The sequence below is a fragment of the Citrobacter sp. CK191 genome, assembly GCF_030333435.1.
Lineage (GTDB): Bacteria > Pseudomonadota > Gammaproteobacteria > Enterobacterales > Enterobacteriaceae > Citrobacter_B > Citrobacter_B koseri.
Map to the genome: position 1 here is coordinate 1 of NZ_JAOWFX010000027.1, position 20,928 is coordinate 20,928.

Consider the following 20,928-nt stretch of genomic DNA (forward strand, 5'->3'; position numbering starts at 1 on the left):
GCATTCGACCAGATCGATAACGCGCCGGAAGAAAAAGCTCGTGGTATCACCATCAACACTTCTCACGTTGAATACGACACCCCGACTCGCCACTACGCGCACGTAGACTGCCCGGGCCACGCCGACTATGTTAAAAACATGATCACCGGTGCTGCGCAGATGGACGGCGCGATCCTGGTTGTTGCTGCGACTGACGGCCCGATGCCGCAGACCCGTGAGCACATCCTGCTGGGTCGTCAGGTAGGCGTTCCGTACATCATCGTGTTCCTGAACAAATGCGACATGGTTGATGACGAAGAGCTGCTGGAACTGGTTGAGATGGAAGTGCGTGAACTGCTGTCTCAGTACGATTTCCCGGGCGACGACACGCCGATCGTTCGTGGTTCTGCTCTGAAGGCGCTGGAAGGCGACGCAGAGTGGGAAGCGAAAATCATCGAACTGGCTGGCTACCTGGATTCTTACATCCCGGAACCAGAGCGTGCGATTGACAAGCCGTTCCTGCTGCCGATCGAAGACGTATTCTCCATCTCCGGTCGTGGTACCGTTGTTACCGGTCGTGTAGAGCGCGGTATCATCAAAGTGGGCGAAGAAGTTGAAATCGTTGGTATCAAAGAGACTGCGAAGTCTACCTGTACTGGCGTTGAAATGTTCCGCAAACTGCTGGACGAAGGCCGTGCTGGTGAGAACGTAGGTGTTCTGCTGCGTGGTATCAAACGTGAAGAAATCGAACGTGGTCAGGTACTGGCTAAGCCGGGTTCCATCAAGCCGCACACCAAGTTCGAATCTGAAGTTTATATCCTGTCCAAAGACGAAGGCGGCCGTCATACTCCGTTCTTCAAAGGCTACCGTCCGCAGTTCTACTTCCGTACAACTGACGTGACTGGCACCATCGAACTGCCGGAAGGCGTAGAGATGGTAATGCCGGGCGACAACATCAAAATGGTTGTTACCCTGATCCACCCGATCGCGATGGACGACGGTCTGCGTTTCGCAATCCGTGAAGGCGGCCGTACCGTTGGCGCGGGCGTTGTTGCTAAAGTAATGAGCTAATTATTTAATAATTAGCTCTGCACTTAAAAAGGGCGCTTCGGCGCCCTTTTTGCTGTCTGTCATATCTACCTGCTATATAAAGAGTGTCATATTTAGTCGCATTTTTTATTCCTCTCCCTGCACACAAACGTATTTGTGCTATTGTAATCATAACTATTCTCATTTACACTTTGCGCAGAAATTGAACGGGAGCGATCATGTACGTTTGTTTGTGTAATGGTGTAAGTGATAAAAAAATTCGTCAGGCTGTTCGTCAGTTTCACCCTCAATCTTTCCAACAATTACGTAAGTTTATTCCTGTTGGAAATCAATGCGGTAAGTGCGTCCGGGCGGCGCGTGAAGTGATGCAGGATGAGTTAATGCAAATGCCGGAGTTTAAAGAAATCGCCTGAGTCACATTCTTTTTTTTGACATCCTTGTAGCCCCATCTACGCTCTAAGAGTGGAAGCGGAGGGACTATAAAATGAAAGGTGATGTTAAAATCATAAATTATCTCAATAAACTATTGGGAAATGAGCTTGTCGCAATCAATCAGTACTTTCTCCATGCCCGTATGTTTAAAAACTGGGGGCTCACTCGTCTGAATGACGTCGAATACCATGAATCCATCGATGAAATGAAACACGCTGATAAATATATCGAGCGTATTTTATTTCTTGAGGGTATCCCAAACTTGCAGGATCTTGGCAAGCTGGGCATTGGTGAAGATGTCGAAGAGATGTTGCAGTCAGATCTCCGTCTGGAACTGGAAGGAGCGAAGGATCTACGTGAAGCCATAGCCTACGCCGACAGCGTTCATGATTACGTTAGCCGGGACATGATGATTGAGATCCTGACAGATGAAGAAGGGCATATCGACTGGCTTGAGACGGAGCTGGATCTGATTGCAAAAATTGGTCTACAGAATTACCTGCAATCGCAGATTAAAGTGGACGATTAACTCCCCGACAGCAGTGTTTTCCAGCCAATGATAAAACCCGCAGCCGCCAGAAATGGCCCGAACGGCAGCGGGTTTTTTAATGCCCCTTTCCCGTTTATTACGTACATCGCCATCACGTTAATGCTGGCAATAAGCGCGGCCAGAAAGACCAGCAGGGGTAATGACTCCCAACGATGCCAGGCGCCAAGCGCGGCAAGAAATTTGATATCGCCGTACCCGAGCCCCTCTTTGCGATACAGCAGTCGATATCCCCAATAGAGAAGGGCGAACCCGCCGTAACCCGCAATGGCGCCCCAAAGCGCATCTGGCAAATGGTCAGGTAAACAGCACAGGTAATAAAGCAGGCCGCTCCAGAGCAGGGGACAGGTAAACCGATCGGGCAAGAGTCCTGTTCGCGCGTCATACATCCCGGATAGCGCAGATAATAAGAGGTAGATAATCAGGAAGGGGAGGTCGGGTTGCATCATGTCATCCTCATTAAACGTTGCGCTCACCATCCGTGAAACTCATTTTCCACGCAACGGAGGAATGATGACGTTGCGCAGTGTATTCCGAAGAAAATGCGCAAAACAAAAATGGCACAACGCGTGTGCGAAGTTGCTCGCATTACAGACGAAATGATTAATATCTACGCGGCACTTGCGTCAGGCTGAGATTTGCGTATAATGCGCGGGCTTGTCTTAGTTGACGGCAGGTTCGATCTGAACCTTAGGTAGCCGATTTGGTTATCTAACAATGCTCCCAATCGGGGAGCTACGTAAGAACGGTTACACTCTCCCATCAATCGTAATGGGCACGAGGAGTAATCATTTTCGTTTATAAAATAATTGGAGCTCTGGTCTCATGCAGAACCAAAGAATCCGTATCCGCCTGAAAGCGTTTGATCATCGTCTGATCGATCAATCAACCGCGGAAATCGTCGAGACTGCTAAGCGCACTGGTGCGCAAGTCCGTGGTCCGATCCCGCTGCCGACCCGCAAAGAGCGCTTTACCGTTCTGATCTCCCCGCACGTTAACAAAGACGCGCGCGATCAGTACGAAATTCGCACTCACAAGCGTCTGGTTGACATCGTTGAGCCAACCGAGAAAACCGTTGATGCTCTGATGCGTCTGGACCTGGCTGCCGGTGTAGACGTGCAGATCAGCCTGGGTTAATCAGGTCATCGAGCGATTGAGAGGTTGAAACAATGATTGGTTTAGTCGGTAAAAAAGTGGGTATGACCCGCATCTTCACTGAAGATGGCGTCTCTATCCCAGTAACCGTAATCGAAGTTGAAGCAAACCGCGTTACTCAGGTTAAAGATCTGGCTAACGATGGCTACCGCGCTGTTCAGGTTACCACTGGTGCTAAAAAAGCTAACCGTGTAACCAAGCCGGAAGCTGGCCACTTTGCTAAAGCTGGCGTAGAAGCTGGCCGCGGCCTGTGGGAGTTCCGTCTGGCAGAGGGTGAAGAATACACCGTTGGTCAGAGCATTAGCGTTGAACTGTTTGCTGACGTTAAAAAAGTTGACGTAACTGGCACCTCTAAAGGTAAAGGTTTCGCAGGTACCGTTAAGCGCTGGAACTTCCGTACCCAGGACGCTACTCACGGTAACTCCTTGTCTCACCGCGTTCCGGGTTCTATCGGTCAGAACCAGACTCCGGGCAAAGTGTTCAAAGGCAAGAAAATGGCAGGTCAGCTGGGTAACGAACGTGTAACCGTTCAGAGCCTGGACGTAGTACGTGTTGACGCTGAGCGCAACCTGCTGCTGGTTAAAGGTGGTGTTCCGGGTGCAACCGGTTGCGACCTGATCGTTAAACCAGCTGTGAAGGCGTAAGGGGATAGCAATGGAATTAGTATTGAAAGACGCGCAGAGCGCGCTGACTGTTTCCGAAACTACCTTCGGTCGTGATTTCAACGAAGCGCTGGTTCACCAGGTTGTTGTTGCTTATGCAGCTGGTGCTCGTCAGGGCACTCGTGCTCAGAAGACTCGTGCTGAAGTAACTGGTTCCGGTAAAAAACCGTGGCGCCAGAAAGGTACCGGCCGTGCGCGTTCTGGTTCTATCAAGAGCCCGATCTGGCGTTCTGGTGGCGTGACCTTCGCTGCACGTCCGCAGGACCACAGTCAAAAAGTTAACAAGAAGATGTACCGCGGCGCGCTGAAAAGCATTCTGTCCGAACTGGTACGTCAGGATCGTCTGATCGTTGTCGAGAAGTTCTCTGTAGAAGCGCCTAAAACTAAGCTGCTGGCTCAGAAACTGAAAGACATGGCTCTGGAAGATGTGCTGATCATCACCGGTGAGCTGGACGAGAACCTGTTCCTGGCTGCGCGCAACCTGCACAAGGTTGACGTACGCGATGCAACTGGTATCGACCCGGTTAGCCTGATCGCCTTCGACAAAGTCGTAATGACTGCTGATGCTGTTAAGCAAGTTGAGGAGATGCTGGCATGATTCGTGAAGAACGTCTGCTGAAGGTGCTGCGCGCACCGCACGTTTCTGAAAAAGCGTCTACTGCGATGGAAAAAACCAACACCATCGTTCTCAAAGTTGCTAAAGACGCGACCAAAGCAGAAATCAAAGCTGCTGTGCAGAAACTGTTTGAAGTCGAAGTCGAAGTCGTTAACACCCTGGTTGTTAAAGGGAAAGTTAAACGTCACGGACAGCGTATCGGTCGTCGTAGCGACTGGAAAAAAGCTTACGTCACCCTGAAAGAAGGCCAGAATCTGGACTTCGTTGGCGGCGCTGAGTAAGTCGGAGGAGTAATACAATGGCAGTTGTTAAATGTAAACCGACATCTCCGGGTCGTCGCCACGTAGTTAAAGTGGTTAACCCTGAGCTGCACAAGGGCAAACCTTTTGCTCCGTTGCTGGAAAAAAACAGCAAATCCGGTGGTCGTAACAACAATGGCCGTATCACCACTCGTCATATCGGTGGTGGCCACAAGCAGGCATACCGTATTGTTGACTTCAAACGCAACAAAGATGGTATCCCGGCAGTTGTTGAACGTCTTGAGTACGATCCGAACCGTTCCGCGAACATCGCGCTGGTTCTGTACAAAGACGGTGAGCGCCGTTACATCCTGGCCCCTAAAGGCCTGAAAGCTGGCGACCAGATTCAATCTGGCGTTGATGCTGCAATCAAACCAGGCAACACCCTGCCGATGCGCAACATCCCGGTTGGTTCTACCGTTCATAACGTAGAAATGAAACCAGGTAAAGGCGGTCAGCTGGCACGTTCCGCTGGTACTTACGTTCAGATCGTTGCGCGCGATGGTGCTTATGTCACCCTGCGTCTGCGTTCTGGTGAAATGCGTAAAGTCGAAGCAGACTGCCGTGCAACTCTGGGCGAAGTTGGCAATGCTGAGCATATGCTGCGCGTTCTGGGTAAAGCAGGTGCTGCACGCTGGCGTGGTGTTCGTCCGACCGTTCGCGGTACCGCGATGAACCCAGTAGACCACCCACATGGTGGTGGTGAAGGTCGTAACTTTGGTAAGCACCCGGTAACTCCGTGGGGCGTTCAAACCAAAGGTAAGAAGACCCGCAGCAACAAGCGTACTGATAAATTCATCGTACGTCGCCGTAGCAAATAATTTTAGAGGATAAGCCATGCCACGTTCTCTCAAGAAAGGTCCTTTTATTGACCTGCACTTGCTGAAGAAGGTAGAGAAAGCGGTGGAAAGCGGAGACAAGAAGCCCCTGCGCACTTGGTCCCGTCGTTCAACGATCTTTCCTAACATGATCGGTTTGACCATCGCTGTCCATAATGGTCGTCAGCACGTTCCGGTATTTGTAACCGATGAAATGGTCGGTCACAAACTGGGTGAATTCGCACCGACTCGTACTTATCGCGGCCACGCTGCTGATAAAAAAGCGAAGAAGAAATAAGGTAGGAGGAAGAGATGGAAACTATCGCTAAACATCGCCATGCTCGTTCTTCTGCTCAGAAGGTTCGCCTTGTTGCTGACCTGATTCGCGGTAAGAAAGTGTCGCAGGCTCTGGATATTTTGACCTACACCAACAAGAAAGCGGCTGTACTGGTCAAGAAAGTCCTGGAATCTGCCATTGCTAACGCTGAACACAACGATGGCGCTGACATTGACGATCTGAAAGTTACGAAAATTTTCGTAGACGAAGGCCCGAGCATGAAGCGCATTATGCCGCGTGCAAAAGGTCGTGCAGATCGCATCCTGAAGCGCACCAGCCACATTACTGTGGTTGTGTCCGATCGCTGAGACTCTGGAGACTAGCAATGGGTCAGAAAGTACATCCTAATGGTATTCGCCTGGGTATTGTAAAACCATGGAACTCTACCTGGTTTGCGAACACCAAAGAATTCGCTGACAACCTGGACAGCGATTTTAAAGTACGTCAGTACCTGACGAAGGAACTGGCTAAAGCGTCCGTATCTCGTATCGTTATCGAGCGTCCGGCTAAGAGCATCCGTGTGACTATTCACACTGCTCGTCCGGGTATCGTTATCGGTAAGAAAGGCGAAGACGTAGAAAAACTGCGTAAGGTCGTAGCGGATATCGCTGGCGTTCCTGCACAGATCAATATCGCCGAAGTTCGTAAGCCTGAACTGGACGCAAAATTGGTTGCTGACAGCATCACTTCTCAGCTGGAACGTCGCGTTATGTTCCGTCGTGCTATGAAGCGTGCTGTACAGAACGCAATGCGTCTGGGCGCTAAAGGTATTAAAGTTGAAGTTAGCGGCCGTCTGGGCGGCGCGGAAATCGCTCGTACCGAATGGTACCGTGAAGGTCGCGTACCGCTGCACACTCTGCGTGCTGACATCGACTACAACACCTCTGAAGCGCACACCACTTACGGTGTAATCGGCGTTAAAGTGTGGATCTTCAAAGGCGAGATCCTGGGTGGTATGGCTGCTGTTGAACAACCGGAAAAACCGGCTGCTCAACCGAAAAAGCAGCAGCGTAAAGGCCGTAAATAAGGAGCGTCGCTGATGTTACAACCAAAGCGTACAAAATTCCGTAAAATGCACAAAGGCCGTAACCGCGGTCTGGCGCAGGGTACGGATGTTAGCTTCGGCAGCTTCGGTCTGAAAGCTGTTGGCCGTGGTCGTCTGACTGCCCGTCAGATCGAAGCAGCACGTCGTGCTATGACCCGTGCAGTTAAGCGTCAAGGTAAGATCTGGATCCGTGTATTCCCGGACAAACCGATCACTGAAAAGCCGCTGGCAGTGCGTATGGGTAAAGGTAAAGGTAACGTGGAGTATTGGGTTGCCTTGATTCAGCCGGGTAAAGTCCTGTATGAAATGGACGGCGTACCGGAAGAGCTGGCCCGTGAAGCATTCAAGCTGGCAGCAGCGAAACTGCCGATTAAAACCACCTTTGTAACTAAGACGGTGATGTAATGAAAGCAAAAGAGCTGCGTGAGAAGAGTGTTGAAGAGCTGAACACCGAGCTGCTGAACCTGCTGCGTGAGCAGTTCAACCTGCGTATGCAGGCTGCAAGTGGCCAGCTGCAACAGTCTCACCTGTTGAAGCAAGTGCGTCGTGATGTCGCACGCGTTAAGACTTTACTGACTGAGAAGGCGGGTGCGTAATGACCGATAAAATCCGTACTCTGCAAGGTCGCGTTGTTAGCGACAAAATGGAGAAATCCATTGTTGTTGCTATCGAACGTTTTGTGAAACACCCGATCTACGGTAAATTCATCAAGCGTACGACCAAACTGCACGTACATGACGAGAACAACGAATGTGGTACCGGTGACGTGGTTGAAATCCGCGAATGCCGCCCACTGTCCAAGACTAAGTCCTGGACGCTGGTTCGCGTTGTAGAGAAAGCGGTTCTGTAATACAGTACCCATTCTCAACGAATAAACGGCTCAGCGATGGGCCGTTTATTTTTTCTACCCATATCGTTGAAGCGGTGTTATAATGCCGCGCCCCCGATATGGGGCTTTTTTAACGACCTGATTTTCGGGTCTCAGTAGTAGTTGACATTAGCGGAGCACTAAAATGATCCAAGAACAGACTATGCTGAACGTCGCCGACAACTCCGGTGCACGTCGCGTAATGTGTATCAAGGTTCTGGGTGGCTCGCACCGTCGCTACGCAGGCGTAGGCGACATCATCAAGATCACCATCAAAGAAGCAATTCCGCGTGGTAAGGTCAAAAAAGGTGATGTGCTGAAGGCGGTAGTGGTGCGCACCAAGAAGGGTGTTCGTCGCCCGGACGGTTCTGTCATTCGCTTCGATGGTAATGCATGCGTTATTCTGAACAATAACAGCGAGCAGCCTATCGGTACGCGTATTTTTGGGCCGGTAACTCGTGAGCTTCGTACCGAGAAGTTCATGAAAATTATCTCTCTGGCACCAGAAGTACTCTAAGGAGCGAATCATGGCAGCGAAAATCCGTCGTGATGACGAAGTTATCGTGTTAACCGGTAAAGATAAAGGTAAACGCGGTAAAGTTAAGAATGTCCTGTCTTCCGGCAAGGTCATTGTTGAAGGTATCAACCTGGTTAAGAAACACCAGAAGCCGGTTCCGGCTCTGAACCAACCGGGTGGCATCGTTGAAAAAGAAGCCGCTATTCAGGTTTCCAACATTGCAATCTTCAATGCGGCAACCGGTAAGGCTGACCGTGTAGGCTTTAGATTCGAAGACGGTAAAAAAGTCCGTTTCTTCAAATCTAACAGCGAAACTATCAAGTAATTTGGAGTAGTACGATGGCGAAACTGCATGATTACTACAAAGACGAAGTAGTTAATAAACTCATGACTGAGTTTAACTACAATTCTGTCATGCAAGTCCCTCGGGTCGAGAAGATCACCCTGAACATGGGTGTTGGTGAAGCGATCGCTGACAAGAAACTGCTGGATAACGCAGCAGCTGACCTGGCAGCAATCTCCGGTCAAAAACCGTTGATCACCAAAGCACGCAAATCTGTTGCAGGCTTCAAAATCCGTCAGGGCTATCCGATCGGCTGTAAAGTAACTCTGCGTGGCGAACGCATGTGGGAGTTCTTTGAGCGCCTGATCACTATTGCTGTACCGCGTATCCGTGACTTCCGTGGCCTGTCCGCTAAGTCTTTCGACGGTCGTGGTAACTACAGCATGGGTGTCCGTGAGCAGATCATCTTCCCAGAAATCGACTACGATAAAGTCGACCGCGTTCGTGGTTTGGATATTACCATTACCACTACTGCGAAATCTGACGAAGAAGGCCGTGCTCTGCTGGCTGCCTTTGACTTCCCGTTCCGCAAGTAAGGTAGGGTTACTGAATGGCTAAGCAATCAATGAAAGCACGCGAAGTAAAACGCGTAGCTTTAGCTGATAAATACTTCGCGAAACGCGCTGAACTGAAAGCGATCATCTCTGATGTGAACGCTTCCGACGAAGATCGTTGGAACGCTGTTCTTAAGCTGCAGACTCTGCCGCGTGATTCCAGCCCGTCTCGTCAGCGTAACCGCTGCCGTCAAACAGGTCGTCCACATGGTTATGTGGGCAAGTTCGGGTTGAGCCGTATCAAGTTACGTGAAGCCGCTATGCGCGGTGAAGTACCAGGCTTGAAAAAGGCTAGCTGGTAATTGTCACCAATTGAATCACGGGAGTAAAGACAGATGAGCATGCAAGATCCGATCGCGGATATGCTGACCCGTATCCGTAACGGTCAGGCCGCGAACAAAGCTGCGGTCACCATGCCTTCCTCCAAGCTGAAAGTGGCAATTGCCAACGTGCTGAAGGAAGAAGGTTTTATCGAAGATTTTAAAGTTGAAGGCGACACCAAGCCGGAACTGGAACTGACTCTTAAGTATTTCCAGGGTAAAGCTGTTGTAGAAAGCATTCAGCGTGTCAGCCGCCCAGGTCTGCGCATCTACAAACGTAAAGATGAGCTGCCGAAAGTTATGGCGGGTCTGGGTATCGCAGTTGTTTCTACCTCTAAAGGTGTTATGACTGATCGTGCAGCGCGCCAGGCTGGTCTTGGTGGCGAAATTATCTGCTACGTAGCCTAATCGGAGGAAAAAATGTCTCGTGTTGCTAAAGCACCGGTCGTTGTTCCTGCCGGCGTTGATGTAAAAATCAACGGTCAGGTTATTACGATCAAAGGTAAAAACGGCGAGCTGACTCGTACTCTCAACGATGCTGTTGAAGTTAAACATGCAGATAATGCACTGACCTTCGGTCCGCGTGATGGTTACGTAGACGGTTGGGCTCAGGCTGGTACCGCGCGTGCCCTGCTGAACTCAATGGTTATCGGTGTTACCGAAGGCTTCACTAAGAAGCTGCAGCTGGTTGGTGTAGGTTATCGTGCAGCGGTTAAAGGGAATGTAGTAAACCTGTCCTTAGGTTTCTCTCACCCGGTTGACCACCAGCTGCCAGCAGGTATTACTGCAGAATGTCCGACTCAGACTGAAATCGTGCTGAAAGGTGCTGATAAGCAGGTGATCGGTCAGGTTGCAGCAGATCTGCGCGCCTACCGTCGTCCTGAGCCTTACAAAGGCAAGGGTGTTCGTTACGCCGACGAAGTCGTGCGTACCAAAGAGGCTAAGAAGAAGTAAGGTAACACTATGGATAAGAAATCTGCTCGTATCCGTCGTGCGACCCGCGCACGCCGCAAGCTCCAGGAGCTGGGCGCAACTCGCCTGGTGGTACATCGTACCCCGCGTCACATTTACGCACAGGTAATTGCACCGAACGGTTCTGAAGTTCTGGTAGCTGCTTCTACTGTAGAAAAAGCTATCGCTGAACAACTGAAGTACACCGGTAACAAAGACGCGGCTGCAGCTGTGGGTAAAGCTGTCGCTGAACGCGCTCTGGAAAAAGGCATCAAAGATGTGTCCTTTGACCGTTCCGGGTTCCAATATCATGGTCGTGTCCAGGCACTGGCAGATGCTGCCCGTGAAGCTGGCCTTCAGTTCTAAGGTAGAGGTGTAAGATGGCTCACATCGAAAAACAAGCTGGCGAACTGCAGGAAAAGCTGATCGCGGTAAACCGCGTATCTAAAACCGTTAAAGGTGGTCGTATTTTCTCCTTCACAGCTCTGACTGTAGTTGGCGATGGTAACGGTCGCGTTGGTTTTGGTTACGGTAAAGCGCGTGAAGTTCCAGCAGCGATCCAGAAAGCGATGGAAAAAGCCCGTCGCAATATGATTAACGTCGCGCTGAACAACGGCACCCTGCAACACCCGGTTAAAGGTGTTCACACGGGTTCTCGTGTATTCATGCAGCCAGCTTCCGAAGGTACCGGTATCATCGCCGGTGGTGCAATGCGCGCCGTTCTGGAAGTTGCTGGGGTTCATAACGTTCTGGCTAAAGCATATGGTTCCACCAACCCGATCAACGTGGTTCGTGCAACTATTGATGGCCTGGAAAATATGAATTCTCCAGAAATGGTCGCTGCCAAGCGTGGTAAATCCGTTGAAGAAATTCTGGGGAAATAAACCATGGCAAAGACTATTAAAATTACTCAAACCCGCAGTGCAATCGGTCGTCTGCCGAAACACAAGGCAACGCTGCTTGGCCTGGGTCTGCGTCGTATTGGTCACACCGTAGAGCGCGAGGATACTCCTGCTGTTCGTGGTATGGTCAACGCGGTTTCCTTCATGGTTAAAGTTGAGGAGTAAGAGATGCGTTTAAATACTCTGTCTCCGGCCGAAGGCTCCAAAAAGGCGGGTAAACGCCTGGGTCGTGGTATCGGTTCTGGCCTCGGTAAAACCGGTGGTCGTGGTCACAAAGGTCAGAAGTCTCGTTCTGGCGGTGGCGTACGTCGCGGTTTCGAGGGTGGTCAGATGCCTCTGTACCGTCGTCTGCCGAAATTCGGCTTCACTTCTCGCAAAGCAGCGATTACAGCCGAAGTTCGTCTGTCTGACCTGGCTAAAGTAGAAGGCGGCGTAGTAGACCTGAACACGCTGAAAGCGGCTAACATTATCGGTATCCAGATCGAGTTCGCGAAAGTGATCTTGGCTGGTGAAGTCACTACTCCGGTAACTGTTCGTGGCCTGCGTGTTACTAAAGGCGCTCGTGCTGCTATCGAAGCTGCTGGCGGTAAAATCGAGGAATAAGTAGCAGATGGCTAAACAACCGGGATTAGATTTTCAAAGCGCCAAAGGTGGCTTAGGCGAGCTGAAACGCAGACTGCTGTTTGTTATCGGCGCGCTGATTGTGTTCCGTATTGGCTCTTTTATTCCGATCCCTGGTATTGATGCCGCTGTACTTGCCAAACTGCTTGAGCAACAGCGAGGCACCATCATTGAAATGTTTAACATGTTCTCTGGTGGTGCACTCAGCCGTGCTTCTATCTTTGCTCTGGGTATCATGCCGTATATTTCGGCGTCGATTATTATCCAGCTGCTGACGGTGGTTCACCCAACGCTGGCAGAAATTAAGAAAGAAGGGGAGTCTGGTCGTCGTAAGATCAGCCAGTACACCCGCTACGGTACTCTGGTGCTGGCGATATTCCAGTCGATCGGTATTGCTACCGGTCTGCCGAATATGCCTGGTATGCAAGGCCTGGTAATGAATCCGGGCTTTGCATTCTATTTCACCGCTGTTGTAAGTCTGGTTACAGGAACCATGTTCCTGATGTGGTTGGGCGAACAGATTACTGAACGTGGTATCGGCAACGGTATCTCAATCATTATCTTCGCCGGTATTGTCGCGGGACTCCCGCCAGCCATTGCCCATACTATCGAGCAAGCGCGTCAAGGCGACCTGCACTTCCTCGTGTTGCTGTTGGTTGCAGTATTAGTATTTGCAGTGACGTTCTTTGTTGTATTTGTTGAGCGTGGTCAACGCCGCATTGTGGTAAACTACGCAAAACGTCAGCAGGGTCGTCGTGTCTATGCTGCACAGAGCACACATTTACCGCTGAAAGTGAATATGGCGGGGGTAATCCCGGCAATTTTCGCTTCCAGTATTATTCTGTTCCCGGCAACCATCGCGTCATGGTTCGGGGGCGGTACTGGTTGGAACTGGCTGACAACAATTTCGCTGTATTTGCAGCCTGGGCAACCGCTTTATGTGTTACTCTATGCGTCTGCAATCATCTTCTTCTGTTTCTTCTACACGGCGTTGGTTTTCAACCCGCGTGAAACAGCAGATAACCTGAAGAAGTCCGGTGCATTTGTACCAGGAATTCGTCCGGGAGAGCAAACGGCGAAGTATATCGATAAAGTAATGACCCGCCTGACTTTGGTTGGTGCGCTTTACATTACCTTTATCTGCCTGATCCCGGAGTTCATGCGTGATGCAATGAAAGTACCGTTCTACTTTGGTGGGACCTCACTGCTTATCGTTGTCGTCGTGATTATGGACTTTATGGCTCAAGTGCAAACTCTGATGATGTCCAGTCAGTATGAGTCTGCATTGAAGAAGGCGAACCTGAAAGGCTACGGCCGTTAATTGGTCGCCCGAGAAGTTACGGAGAGTAAAAATGAAAGTTCGTGCTTCCGTCAAGAAATTATGCCGTAACTGCAAAATCGTTAAGCGTGATGGCGTCATCCGCGTGATTTGCAGTGCCGAGCCGAAGCATAAACAGCGCCAAGGCTGATTTATTCGCATATTTTTCTTGCAAAGTTGGGTTGAGCTGGCTAGATTAGCCAGCCAATCTTTTGTATGTCTGTACGTTTCCATTTGAGTATCCTGAAAACGGGCTTTTCAGCATGGTGCGTACATATTAAATAGTAGGAGTGCATAGTGGCCCGTATAGCAGGCATTAACATTCCTGATCAGAAACATGCTGTGATCGCGTTAACTTCGATCTACGGCGTCGGTAAGACCCGTTCTAAAGCCATTCTGGCTGCAGCGGGTATCGCTGAAAATGTTAAGATCAGTGAGCTGTCTGAAGAACAAATCGACACGCTGCGTGACGAAGTTGCCAAATTTGTCGTTGAAGGTGATCTGCGCCGTGAAATCAGCATGAGCATCAAGCGCCTGATGGATCTTGGTTGCTATCGCGGTTTGCGTCATCGTCGTGGTCTCCCGGTTCGCGGTCAGCGTACCAAGACCAACGCACGTACCCGTAAGGGTCCGCGCAAACCGATCAAGAAATAATCGGGGTGATTGAATAATGGCAAAGGCACCAATTCGTGCACGTAAACGTGTAAGAAAACAAGTCTCTGACGGCGTGGCTCATATCCATGCTTCTTTCAACAACACCATCGTGACTATCACTGATCGTCAGGGTAACGCGCTGGGTTGGGCAACAGCCGGTGGTTCCGGTTTCCGTGGTTCTCGCAAATCCACTCCGTTTGCAGCTCAGGTTGCAGCAGAGCGTTGCGCTGACGCCGTAAAAGAATACGGTATCAAGAATCTGGAAGTTATGGTTAAAGGTCCGGGTCCAGGTCGCGAATCTACCATTCGTGCACTGAACGCCGCTGGTTTCCGCATCACTAATATTACTGATGTGACTCCGATCCCTCATAACGGTTGTCGTCCGCCGAAAAAACGTCGCGTATAACGCTTCGTTTTCCAGGTTTGTTGGAGAAAGAAAATGGCAAGATATTTGGGTCCTAAGCTCAAGCTGAGCCGTCGTGAGGGCACCGACTTATTCCTTAAGTCTGGCGTTCGCGCGATCGATACCAAGTGTAAAATTGAACAAGCTCCTGGCCAGCACGGTGCGCGTAAACCGCGTCTGTCTGACTATGGTGTGCAGTTGCGTGAAAAGCAAAAAGTTCGCCGTATCTATGGTGTGCTGGAGCGTCAGTTCCGTAACTACTACAAAGAAGCAGCGCGTCTGAAAGGCAACACCGGTGAAAACCTGTTGGCTCTGCTGGAAGGTCGTCTGGACAACGTTGTATACCGTATGGGCTTCGGCGCCACTCGTGCAGAAGCACGCCAGCTGGTTAGCCATAAAGCAATTATGGTAAACGGTCGTGTTGTTAACATCGCTTCTTATCAGGTTAGTCCGAATGACGTTGTTAGCATTCGTGAGAAAGCGAAGAAGCAGTCTCGCGTGAAAGCCGCTCTGGAGCTGGCTGAGCAGCGTGAAAAGCCAACCTGGCTGGAAGTTGATGCTGGCAAGATGGAAGGTACGTTTAAGCGTAAGCCTGAGCGTTCTGATCTGTCTGCGGACATTAACGAACACCTGATCGTCGAGCTTTACTCCAAGTAAAGCTTAGTACCAAAGAGAGGACACAATGCAGGGTTCTGTGACAGAGTTTCTAAAACCGCGCCTGGTAGATATCGAGCAAGTGAGTTCGACGCACGCCAAGGTGACCCTTGAGCCTTTAGAGCGTGGCTTTGGCCATACTCTGGGTAACGCACTGCGCCGTATTCTGCTCTCATCGATGCCGGGTTGCGCGGTGACCGAGGTTGAGATTGATGGTGTACTACATGAGTACAGCACCAAAGAAGGCGTTCAGGAAGACATCCTGGAAATCCTGCTCAACCTGAAAGGGCTGGCGGTGAGAGTTCAGGGTAAAGATGAAGTTATTCTTACCTTGAATAAATCTGGCATTGGCCCTGTGACTGCAGCCGACATTACCCATGATGGGGATGTCGAAATCGTCAAGCCGCAGCACGTGATCTGCCACCTGACCGATGAGAACGCGTCTATTAGCATGCGTATCAAAGTTCAGCGCGGTCGTGGTTATGTGCCGGCTTCTACCCGAATTCATTCGGAAGAAGATGAGCGCCCAATCGGCCGTCTGCTGGTCGACGCATGCTACAGCCCTGTAGAGCGTATTGCCTACAATGTTGAAGCAGCGCGTGTAGAACAGCGTACCGACCTGGACAAGCTGGTCATCGAAATGGAAACCAACGGCACAATCGATCCTGAAGAGGCGATTCGTCGTGCGGCAACCATTCTGGCTGAACAACTGGAAGCTTTCGTTGACTTACGTGATGTACGTCAGCCGGAAGTGAAAGAAGAGAAACCAGAATTCGATCCGATCCTGCTGCGCCCTGTTGACGATCTGGAATTGACTGTCCGCTCTGCTAACTGCCTTAAAGCAGAAGCTATCCACTATATCGGTGATCTGGTACAGCGTACCGAGGTTGAGCTCCTTAAGACGCCTAACCTGGGTAAAAAATCTCTTACTGAGATTAAAGACGTGCTGGCTTCCCGTGGACTGTCTCTGGGCATGCGCCTGGAAAACTGGCCACCGGCAAGCATCGCTGACGAGTAACCGGATCACAGGTTAAGGTTTTACTGAGAAGGATAAGGTCATGCGCCATCGTAAGAGTGGTCGTCAACTGAACCGCAACAGCAGCCATCGCCAGGCTATGTTCCGCAACATGGCAGGTTCACTGGTTCGTCATGAGATCATCAAGACGACCCTGCCTAAAGCGAAAGAGCTGCGTCGCGTAGTTGAGCCGCTGATTACTCTTGCCAAGACTGATAGCGTAGCTAATCGTCGTCTGGCATTCGCCCGTACTCGTGATAACGAGATCGTGGCAAAACTGTTTAACGAACTGGGCCCGCGTTTCGCGAGCCGCGCCGGTGGTTACACTCGCATTCTGAAGTGTGGCTTCCGTGCAGGCGACAACGCGCCGATGGCATACATCGAGCTGGTTGATCGTTCTGAGTCTAAAGCAGAAGCTGCTGCAGAGTAATCTGTAGTAACGTAAAAAAACCCGCTCCGGCGGGTTTTTTTATATCCGCCGTATCCCCACTTATCTACAATATCTGTACTCTTTTTGTTCATCCCCTGGAGTTGTTGTATGTGGTTACTGGACCAGTGGGCAGAGCGCCATATTACCGATGCACAGACTAAAGGTGAGTTTGATAATCTGCCCGGCAGCGGTGAGCCGCTGGCCCTGGATGATGACTCACATGTGCCGCCTGAACTACGGACTGGCTACCGTTTACTCAAAAATGCCGGTTGCCTTCCCCCGGAGCTTGAACAGCGTAAAGAAGCCATTCAGCTATTGGATCTACTTAAAGGTATTCGTCAGGACGATCCACGGTATCAGGAAGTGAGCCGTCGTTTATCGCTCCTTGAACTAAAACTACGACAGGCGGGGCTGAGTACCGGGTTTTTACGCGGTGAATATGCAGATAAATTGCTGCATAAGATTAATGATGACTAACGGAGCTTATATGTATCGTATTGGTGAACTGGCAAAGCTGGCAGAAGTGACGCCTGATACCATCCGCTACTATGAAAAGCAGCAGATGATGGAGCATGAAGTGCGTACGGAAGGTGGTTTCCGACTCTACACGGAAAACGATCTTCAGCGCCTTAAGTTTATCCGCTATGCCCGGCAGTTGGGCTTTACGCTTGAGTCGATCCGGGAACTGTTGTCGATCCGTGTCGATCCTGAACACCATACCTGCCAGGAGTCGAAAGGAATCGTGCAGGAAAGGCTGAAAGAGGTCGAATCACGAATTGCGGAATTACAGAGTATGCAGCGTTCATTGCAGAGGCTGAACGATGCCTGCTGTGGAACGGCACACAGCAGCGTCTATTGTTCAATTCTGGAAGCACTGGAACAAGGTGCCAGCGGAGTAAAGCAGGAGTGTTGATTTATTGACCTGATGAGCCTACACTCGCGCCGTTAAACCATACAAACTGGAGTTATTATGAGTCGTTATCAGCATACGAAAGGGCAGATAAAAGACAACGCCATTGAGGCATTACTGCACGATCCGCTTTTCAGACAACGTGTTGAAAAAAATAAGAAAGGGAAAGGAAGTTATCTGCGTAAAGGCAAACATGGCAATCGGGGTAACTGGGAGGCCAGTGGCAAGAAAGTGAATCACTTTTTTACCACTGGCTTTCTGCTTATTAAGGCTTGTTAAGAACGGTTGTTTTGTTCTTTCAGAAGATCGCGGATCTCAGAAAGCAATACTTCTTCCGTTGTCGGCGCTGGCGCTTCCGTCGGTTCTTCTTTCTTACGATTCAGTTTGTTGATCAGTTTGATAGCCATGAAGATAGCAAACGCCACAATAACAAAATCAAAGACGTTCTGAATAAACACACCGTAATGCATCACGACTGCCGGGATATCTCCCTGCGCTTCGCGTAGCGTAAAGGCAAACTGTTTAAAATCGATCCCGCCAATTAACAATCCCAGCGGCGGCATAATGATATCAGCAACCAGAGAAGAAACGATCTTCCCGAATGCCGCACCAATAATCACACCCACTGCCAAATCAACAACATTCCCGCGCATCGCGAATTCGCGAAACTCTTTAATAAAGCTCATTTTATTCTCCCTATGCAACAGACGTTTATAAGTTTAACAAATGTTAAGGCATTTTCCATTTATGGATTGTTTAAAGGAGCATTTATTAGGCCCTGATAAAACAGGGGAATTAAAGAGGGCGCTGCATTAGCGCCCAAATAATTACAGGAAGAAAGGACTTGGCTGGAATAAGCGTTCGACGTCGGTAATAAACTTTTTATCCGTCAGGAACATAATCACATGATCGCCTTGTTCAATGCGCAAATTGTCATTGGCAATCATTACATCGTTACCGCGAACCACTGCGCCAATTATTGTTCCCGGTGGAAGTTTAATTTCATCAATGGCACGGCCTACGACGCGAGATGTACTTTCATCACCGTGGGCAACGGCTTCAATTGCTTCTGCTACACCACGACGTAGCGATGACACTCCCACAATATCGGCTTTACGCACATGGCTGAGTAACGCGGAAATCGTGGCCTGCTGTGGTGAAATGGCAATATCAATGACGCTCCCCTGGACGAGATCCACATAGGCGCGACGTTGAATGAGCACCATTACTTTCTTCGCACCCATCCGTTTGGCCAGCATTGCCGACATAATGTTGGCTTCATCATCGTTGGTGACTGCAATAAACAGATCAACCTGATCAATATGCTCTTCAGCCAGCAGTTCCTGATCCGACGCATCGCCAAAAAAGACGATCGTATTTTGCAGTTTTTCGGCAAGTTCGGAGGCCCGCTGTTGATCGCGCTCGATCAGTTTGACGCTGTAATCTTTTTCCAGACGACGCGCGAGACCGGCACCGATATTTCCCCCGCCGACTAACATAATACGCTTATAGGGTTTCTCCAGACGTTGCAGTTCGCTCATTACCGCACGGATATGCTGCGATGCGGCAATGAAAAAGACTTCATCGCCTGCTTCTACAATAGTCGAACCCTGGGGGCGAATGGGGCGGTCATGACGGAATATCGCGGCGACGCGGGTATCAATATGCGGCATATGCTCACGCATCGTGGATAACGCGTTCCCGATCAGCGGCCCGCCATAATAGGCTTTCACTACCGCAAGACTGACTTTACCTTCGGCGAAATTAACGACCTGCAATGCGCCAGGATATTCGATCAGGCGATAAATGTTATCGATGACCAGTTGCTCTGGCGCAATAAGATGGTCGATGGGGACGGCTTCAGAGTGGAAGAGTTTATCCGCATCGCGGACATAATCTGGCGAGCGGATACGGGCGATACGATTTGGCGTATTGAAGAGTGAATAGGCCACCTGGCAGGCGACCATATTCGTTTCATCGGAACTGGTCACGGCGACCAGCATATCCGCATCGTCTGCACCCGCTTCACGCAGTACGCGGGGGTGAGAGCCATGCCCTTGCACGACGCGGAGATCGAACTTGTCCTGTAAACTACGCAGGCGTTCGCCATTGATATCGACCACCGTGATGTCGTTGTTCTCTCCGACCAGGTTTTCAGCCAGCGTGCCGCCGACCTGCCCTGCGCCCAGAATGATAATTTTCATCAGTCGCGACCCGTTATCTCATCACTTTTTGATTAGCTTAGCGTAAAAGAAGCCGTCACCTTCTTCCGCACCTGGCAGATTTTGCACGCCCGGTTGAGCGGAGGTTCCGGTGCCGGTCAGGGTGGCGTCCGGGGTGCGCTGTAAAAAGGCCTGAATCTGTTGGCTATTCTCTTCCGGCAGGACAGAACAGGTCGCGTAGACCAGTGTTCCGCCTGACTTTAAATGTGGCCATATGGCATCCAGAATTTCCGACTGTAATTTTGCCAGTTCAGCAATATCACGATCGCGGCGTAGCCATTTGATATCCGGGTGACGACGAATGACGCCGGTGGCTGAACAAGGCGCATCCAGCAGAATACGGTCAAATTTCTGCTCGCCACACCATTGCGCGGGATATCGACCATCACCCTGTTTGACGGTTGCCTTCATCCCCAGACGTTTAAGGTTATCGTAAACGCGTGAAAGACGCTGTTCGTCGACATCGACAGCCAACACCTGCGCTTCAGGCGCGGCTTCGAGTATATGCGTTGTTTTACCCCCCGGTGCGGCGCACAAATCCAGGATTTGCTCGCCGTTTTGTGGGGCGAGGAAGCTAACACAGCCTTGCGCGGCAGCATCCTGAACCGTTACCCAACCCTCTTCAAAGCCGGGTAAGGCATGAACCGGCGCCGGAGACTCAAGACGTAGGGCGTCAGGATAGGCCGAGTGGGGAAAACCGTTCATTCCTGCGTCCTGCAATAACGCGAGCCAGCTGTCGCGTGAATGATGTGTACGGTTCACGCGTAGCCACATTGGAGGACGTTGGTTGTTGGCTTCGACAATCGCTTCCCATTGGGTGGGATAGGATTTTTGCAGGCGCTTTAGCAGCCAGGACGGATGCAGAAAACGTGCCTCGCTGGTCGCAAACTCAGCCAGCAACGCCTCCTGCTGACGCTGAAACTGACGCAAAACGCCATTGATCAGCCCCTTAAGCTGTGGGCGCTTAATAGCAACAGCACCTTCAACCGTTTCTGCGAGGGCCGCATGTGGTGGAATTCGTGTGTGCAATAGCTGGTAAAACCCTACCATGATCAGGTAATGCACGGTGCGTTGCTTACCGGTCATCGGGCGAGACATTAATTTATTAATCAGCCACTCCAGCTGCGAAAGGGTGCGCAACACGCCAAAGCACAGCTCCTGAAGCAGCGCTTTGTCTTTATCGGAGACTTTTTGCTGTAGTGGTGGCAGGACATTACTTAAGGATTGCCCTTGCTCAACAACCTGCTCAACGGCCTGTGCCGCCAGACTGCGTAAATTTTGTTTTTTCATAACCGCAAAAATAAAA

At 50.5% G+C, this 20,928-nt stretch carries 38 protein-coding genes; 34 read left to right on the forward strand and 4 right to left on the reverse strand.

The genetic code is table 11. The annotated features are described in order from the left end of the window. The 3 genes from tuf to bfr form a co-directional block, all read left to right on the forward strand. Positions 1 to 1,050: elongation factor Tu (gene tuf, locus OGV82_RS07015; RefSeq protein WP_286450946.1), on the forward strand; the 1,050-nt coding region annotated here is incomplete at its 5' end. A gap of 197 nt (positions 1,051 to 1,247) precedes the next feature. Then, complete coding sequence (bfd, locus tag OGV82_RS07020) at positions 1,248 to 1,442, forward strand: bacterioferritin-associated ferredoxin (RefSeq protein ID WP_012135433.1); 195 nt, start codon at positions 1,248 to 1,250, stop codon at positions 1,440 to 1,442. Positions 1,443 to 1,513: 71 nt separating this feature from the next. After that, positions 1,514 to 1,990 carry a bacterioferritin gene (gene bfr / locus OGV82_RS07025; protein ID WP_012135432.1) on the forward strand — a complete coding sequence of 159 codons (477 nt, stop codon included), beginning with the start codon at positions 1,514 to 1,516 and terminating at the stop codon, positions 1,988 to 1,990. Here bfr and OGV82_RS07030 read toward each other — a convergent pair. Continuing rightward, positions 1,987 to 2,454, reverse strand: coding sequence for a prepilin peptidase (locus OGV82_RS07030; protein WP_047463886.1), 468 nt, complete (start codon positions 2,452 to 2,454; stop codon positions 1,987 to 1,989). The genes bfr and OGV82_RS07030 overlap by 4 nt on opposite strands. Before the next feature lie 379 nt (positions 2,455 to 2,833). Here OGV82_RS07030 and rpsJ point away from each other — a divergent pair, with 379 nt between their 5' ends. From rpsJ to arfA, 31 genes are all read left to right on the forward strand, one after another. After that, positions 2,834 to 3,145 (forward strand): 30S ribosomal protein S10, encoded by a 312-nt coding sequence (gene rpsJ / locus OGV82_RS07035; protein WP_001181005.1) that lies wholly within the window; start codon positions 2,834 to 2,836, stop codon positions 3,143 to 3,145. Between the two features lie 32 nt (positions 3,146 to 3,177). After that, positions 3,178 to 3,807, forward strand: a complete 630-nt coding sequence (gene rplC, locus OGV82_RS07040; protein ID WP_000579837.1) for a 50S ribosomal protein L3 — start codon at positions 3,178 to 3,180, stop codon at positions 3,805 to 3,807. Positions 3,808 to 3,817: 10 nt separating this feature from the next. Further along, positions 3,818 to 4,423 carry a 50S ribosomal protein L4 gene (rplD, locus tag OGV82_RS07045; protein ID WP_000424395.1) on the forward strand — a complete coding sequence of 202 codons (606 nt, stop codon included), beginning with the start codon at positions 3,818 to 3,820 and terminating at the stop codon, positions 4,421 to 4,423. After that, positions 4,420 to 4,722 carry a 50S ribosomal protein L23 gene (gene rplW / locus OGV82_RS07050; RefSeq protein WP_000617546.1) on the forward strand — a complete coding sequence of 101 codons (303 nt, stop codon included), beginning with the start codon at positions 4,420 to 4,422 and terminating at the stop codon, positions 4,720 to 4,722. The genes rplD and rplW overlap by 4 nt, the downstream gene beginning before the upstream one ends. A 17-nt stretch (positions 4,723 to 4,739) precedes the next feature. Continuing rightward, entirely contained in the window at positions 4,740 to 5,561 is an 822-nt protein-coding gene (gene rplB / locus OGV82_RS07055) for a 50S ribosomal protein L2 (protein WP_000301864.1), read from the forward strand. 16 nt (positions 5,562 to 5,577) lie between these two features. Continuing rightward, positions 5,578 to 5,856 (forward strand): 30S ribosomal protein S19, encoded by a 279-nt coding sequence (gene rpsS / locus OGV82_RS07060; protein ID WP_001138117.1) that lies wholly within the window; start codon positions 5,578 to 5,580, stop codon positions 5,854 to 5,856. A 14-nt stretch (positions 5,857 to 5,870) separates the two neighbouring features. Further along, positions 5,871 to 6,203 carry a 50S ribosomal protein L22 gene (rplV, locus tag OGV82_RS07065; protein ID WP_000447529.1) on the forward strand — a complete coding sequence of 111 codons (333 nt, stop codon included), beginning with the start codon at positions 5,871 to 5,873 and terminating at the stop codon, positions 6,201 to 6,203. 17 nt (positions 6,204 to 6,220) lie between these two features. After that, the gene (gene rpsC, locus OGV82_RS07070; RefSeq protein ID WP_000529945.1) at positions 6,221 to 6,922 is read left to right on the forward strand and encodes a 30S ribosomal protein S3; all 702 of its coding nucleotides are present in this window, start codon (positions 6,221 to 6,223) and stop codon (positions 6,920 to 6,922) included. 12 nt (positions 6,923 to 6,934) lie between these two features. Continuing rightward, complete coding sequence (gene rplP, locus OGV82_RS07075) at positions 6,935 to 7,345, forward strand: 50S ribosomal protein L16 (RefSeq protein WP_000941212.1); 411 nt, start codon at positions 6,935 to 6,937, stop codon at positions 7,343 to 7,345. After that, a complete protein-coding gene (gene rpmC, locus OGV82_RS07080) occupies positions 7,345 to 7,536 on the forward strand; it encodes a 50S ribosomal protein L29 (protein WP_000644742.1) in 192 nt (63 codons plus the stop codon). The genes rplP and rpmC overlap by 1 nt, the downstream gene beginning before the upstream one ends. Further along, positions 7,536 to 7,790, forward strand: coding sequence for a 30S ribosomal protein S17 (gene rpsQ, locus OGV82_RS07085; protein WP_003031120.1), 255 nt, complete (start codon positions 7,536 to 7,538; stop codon positions 7,788 to 7,790). The genes rpmC and rpsQ overlap by 1 nt, the downstream gene beginning before the upstream one ends. Before the next feature lie 163 nt (positions 7,791 to 7,953). Then, entirely contained in the window at positions 7,954 to 8,325 is a 372-nt protein-coding gene (rplN, locus tag OGV82_RS07090) for a 50S ribosomal protein L14 (protein ID WP_002919748.1), read from the forward strand. Between the two features lie 10 nt (positions 8,326 to 8,335). After that, positions 8,336 to 8,650 carry a 50S ribosomal protein L24 gene (gene rplX, locus OGV82_RS07095; protein ID WP_012135426.1) on the forward strand — a complete coding sequence of 105 codons (315 nt, stop codon included), beginning with the start codon at positions 8,336 to 8,338 and terminating at the stop codon, positions 8,648 to 8,650. Positions 8,651 to 8,664: 14 nt separating this feature from the next. Continuing rightward, positions 8,665 to 9,204, forward strand: a complete 540-nt coding sequence (gene rplE, locus OGV82_RS07100; protein WP_007702494.1) for a 50S ribosomal protein L5 — start codon at positions 8,665 to 8,667, stop codon at positions 9,202 to 9,204. A gap of 14 nt (positions 9,205 to 9,218) precedes the next feature. After that, the gene (gene rpsN / locus OGV82_RS07105) at positions 9,219 to 9,524 is read left to right on the forward strand and encodes a 30S ribosomal protein S14 (RefSeq protein WP_012135425.1); all 306 of its coding nucleotides are present in this window, start codon (positions 9,219 to 9,221) and stop codon (positions 9,522 to 9,524) included. 33 nt (positions 9,525 to 9,557) lie between these two features. Continuing rightward, positions 9,558 to 9,950, forward strand: a complete 393-nt coding sequence (gene rpsH, locus OGV82_RS07110; RefSeq protein ID WP_000062611.1) for a 30S ribosomal protein S8 — start codon at positions 9,558 to 9,560, stop codon at positions 9,948 to 9,950. Positions 9,951 to 9,962: 12 nt separating this feature from the next. Then, the gene (gene rplF, locus OGV82_RS07115; RefSeq protein ID WP_012135817.1) at positions 9,963 to 10,496 is read left to right on the forward strand and encodes a 50S ribosomal protein L6; all 534 of its coding nucleotides are present in this window, start codon (positions 9,963 to 9,965) and stop codon (positions 10,494 to 10,496) included. Between the two features lie 9 nt (positions 10,497 to 10,505). Next, entirely contained in the window at positions 10,506 to 10,859 is a 354-nt protein-coding gene (rplR, locus tag OGV82_RS07120; protein WP_000358960.1) for a 50S ribosomal protein L18, read from the forward strand. A gap of 14 nt (positions 10,860 to 10,873) precedes the next feature. Further along, positions 10,874 to 11,377, forward strand: coding sequence for a 30S ribosomal protein S5 (gene rpsE, locus OGV82_RS07125; protein WP_000940121.1), 504 nt, complete (start codon positions 10,874 to 10,876; stop codon positions 11,375 to 11,377). A 3-nt stretch (positions 11,378 to 11,380) separates the two neighbouring features. Further along, on the forward strand, positions 11,381 to 11,560 hold the full coding sequence (gene rpmD / locus OGV82_RS07130; RefSeq protein WP_001140434.1) for a 50S ribosomal protein L30: 180 nt from the start codon (positions 11,381 to 11,383) through the stop codon (positions 11,558 to 11,560). A 3-nt stretch (positions 11,561 to 11,563) separates the two neighbouring features. After that, entirely contained in the window at positions 11,564 to 11,998 is a 435-nt protein-coding gene (rplO, locus tag OGV82_RS07135; protein WP_001238917.1) for a 50S ribosomal protein L15, read from the forward strand. A 7-nt stretch (positions 11,999 to 12,005) separates the two neighbouring features. Continuing rightward, positions 12,006 to 13,337, forward strand: coding sequence for a preprotein translocase subunit SecY (secY, locus tag OGV82_RS07140; RefSeq protein WP_001118864.1), 1,332 nt, complete (start codon positions 12,006 to 12,008; stop codon positions 13,335 to 13,337). A gap of 31 nt (positions 13,338 to 13,368) precedes the next feature. Continuing rightward, positions 13,369 to 13,485 (forward strand): 50S ribosomal protein L36, encoded by a 117-nt coding sequence (rpmJ, locus tag OGV82_RS07145; protein ID WP_000868187.1) that lies wholly within the window; start codon positions 13,369 to 13,371, stop codon positions 13,483 to 13,485. Positions 13,486 to 13,631: 146 nt separating this feature from the next. Further along, a complete protein-coding gene (gene rpsM, locus OGV82_RS07150; protein WP_000090780.1) occupies positions 13,632 to 13,988 on the forward strand; it encodes a 30S ribosomal protein S13 in 357 nt (118 codons plus the stop codon). Positions 13,989 to 14,004: 16 nt separating this feature from the next. Next, positions 14,005 to 14,394: a 30S ribosomal protein S11 gene (rpsK, locus tag OGV82_RS07155; protein ID WP_001029684.1), complete on the forward strand. Its 390-nt coding sequence runs from the start codon at positions 14,005 to 14,007 to the stop codon at positions 14,392 to 14,394. Between the two features lie 33 nt (positions 14,395 to 14,427). Then, a complete protein-coding gene (gene rpsD / locus OGV82_RS07160; protein ID WP_000135224.1) occupies positions 14,428 to 15,048 on the forward strand; it encodes a 30S ribosomal protein S4 in 621 nt (206 codons plus the stop codon). A 25-nt stretch (positions 15,049 to 15,073) separates the two neighbouring features. Continuing rightward, on the forward strand, positions 15,074 to 16,063 hold the full coding sequence (locus tag OGV82_RS07165; RefSeq protein ID WP_001162094.1) for a DNA-directed RNA polymerase subunit alpha: 990 nt from the start codon (positions 15,074 to 15,076) through the stop codon (positions 16,061 to 16,063). Positions 16,064 to 16,103: 40 nt separating this feature from the next. Further along, positions 16,104 to 16,490 (forward strand): 50S ribosomal protein L17, encoded by a 387-nt coding sequence (gene rplQ / locus OGV82_RS07170; RefSeq protein WP_001216372.1) that lies wholly within the window; start codon positions 16,104 to 16,106, stop codon positions 16,488 to 16,490. 108 nt (positions 16,491 to 16,598) lie between these two features. Next, positions 16,599 to 16,967: a DnaJ family domain-containing protein gene (locus OGV82_RS07175; RefSeq protein ID WP_047460850.1), complete on the forward strand. Its 369-nt coding sequence runs from the start codon at positions 16,599 to 16,601 to the stop codon at positions 16,965 to 16,967. Between the two features lie 10 nt (positions 16,968 to 16,977). After that, positions 16,978 to 17,403: a Zn(2+)-responsive transcriptional regulator gene (gene zntR, locus OGV82_RS07180; RefSeq protein WP_024131002.1), complete on the forward strand. Its 426-nt coding sequence runs from the start codon at positions 16,978 to 16,980 to the stop codon at positions 17,401 to 17,403. A gap of 57 nt (positions 17,404 to 17,460) precedes the next feature. Continuing rightward, complete coding sequence (arfA, locus tag OGV82_RS07185; protein ID WP_012135422.1) at positions 17,461 to 17,679, forward strand: alternative ribosome-rescue factor ArfA; 219 nt, start codon at positions 17,461 to 17,463, stop codon at positions 17,677 to 17,679. On the opposite strand, the gene mscL is transcribed toward arfA, so the two are convergent. The 3 genes from mscL to rsmB form a co-directional block, all read right to left on the reverse strand. Further along, positions 17,676 to 18,086 (reverse strand): large-conductance mechanosensitive channel protein MscL, encoded by a 411-nt coding sequence (gene mscL, locus OGV82_RS07190; protein ID WP_012135421.1) that lies wholly within the window; start codon positions 18,084 to 18,086, stop codon positions 17,676 to 17,678. The two genes, arfA and mscL, sit on opposite strands and share 4 nt — an antisense overlap. Before the next feature lie 141 nt (positions 18,087 to 18,227). Next, positions 18,228 to 19,604: a Trk system potassium transporter TrkA gene (trkA, locus tag OGV82_RS07195; protein ID WP_012135420.1), complete on the reverse strand. Its 1,377-nt coding sequence runs from the start codon at positions 19,602 to 19,604 to the stop codon at positions 18,228 to 18,230. Between the two features lie 21 nt (positions 19,605 to 19,625). After that, positions 19,626 to 20,912, reverse strand: a complete 1,287-nt coding sequence (gene rsmB, locus OGV82_RS07200; protein ID WP_047463888.1) for a 16S rRNA (cytosine(967)-C(5))-methyltransferase RsmB — start codon at positions 20,910 to 20,912, stop codon at positions 19,626 to 19,628. Positions 20,913 to 20,928: the final 16 nt, after the last annotated feature.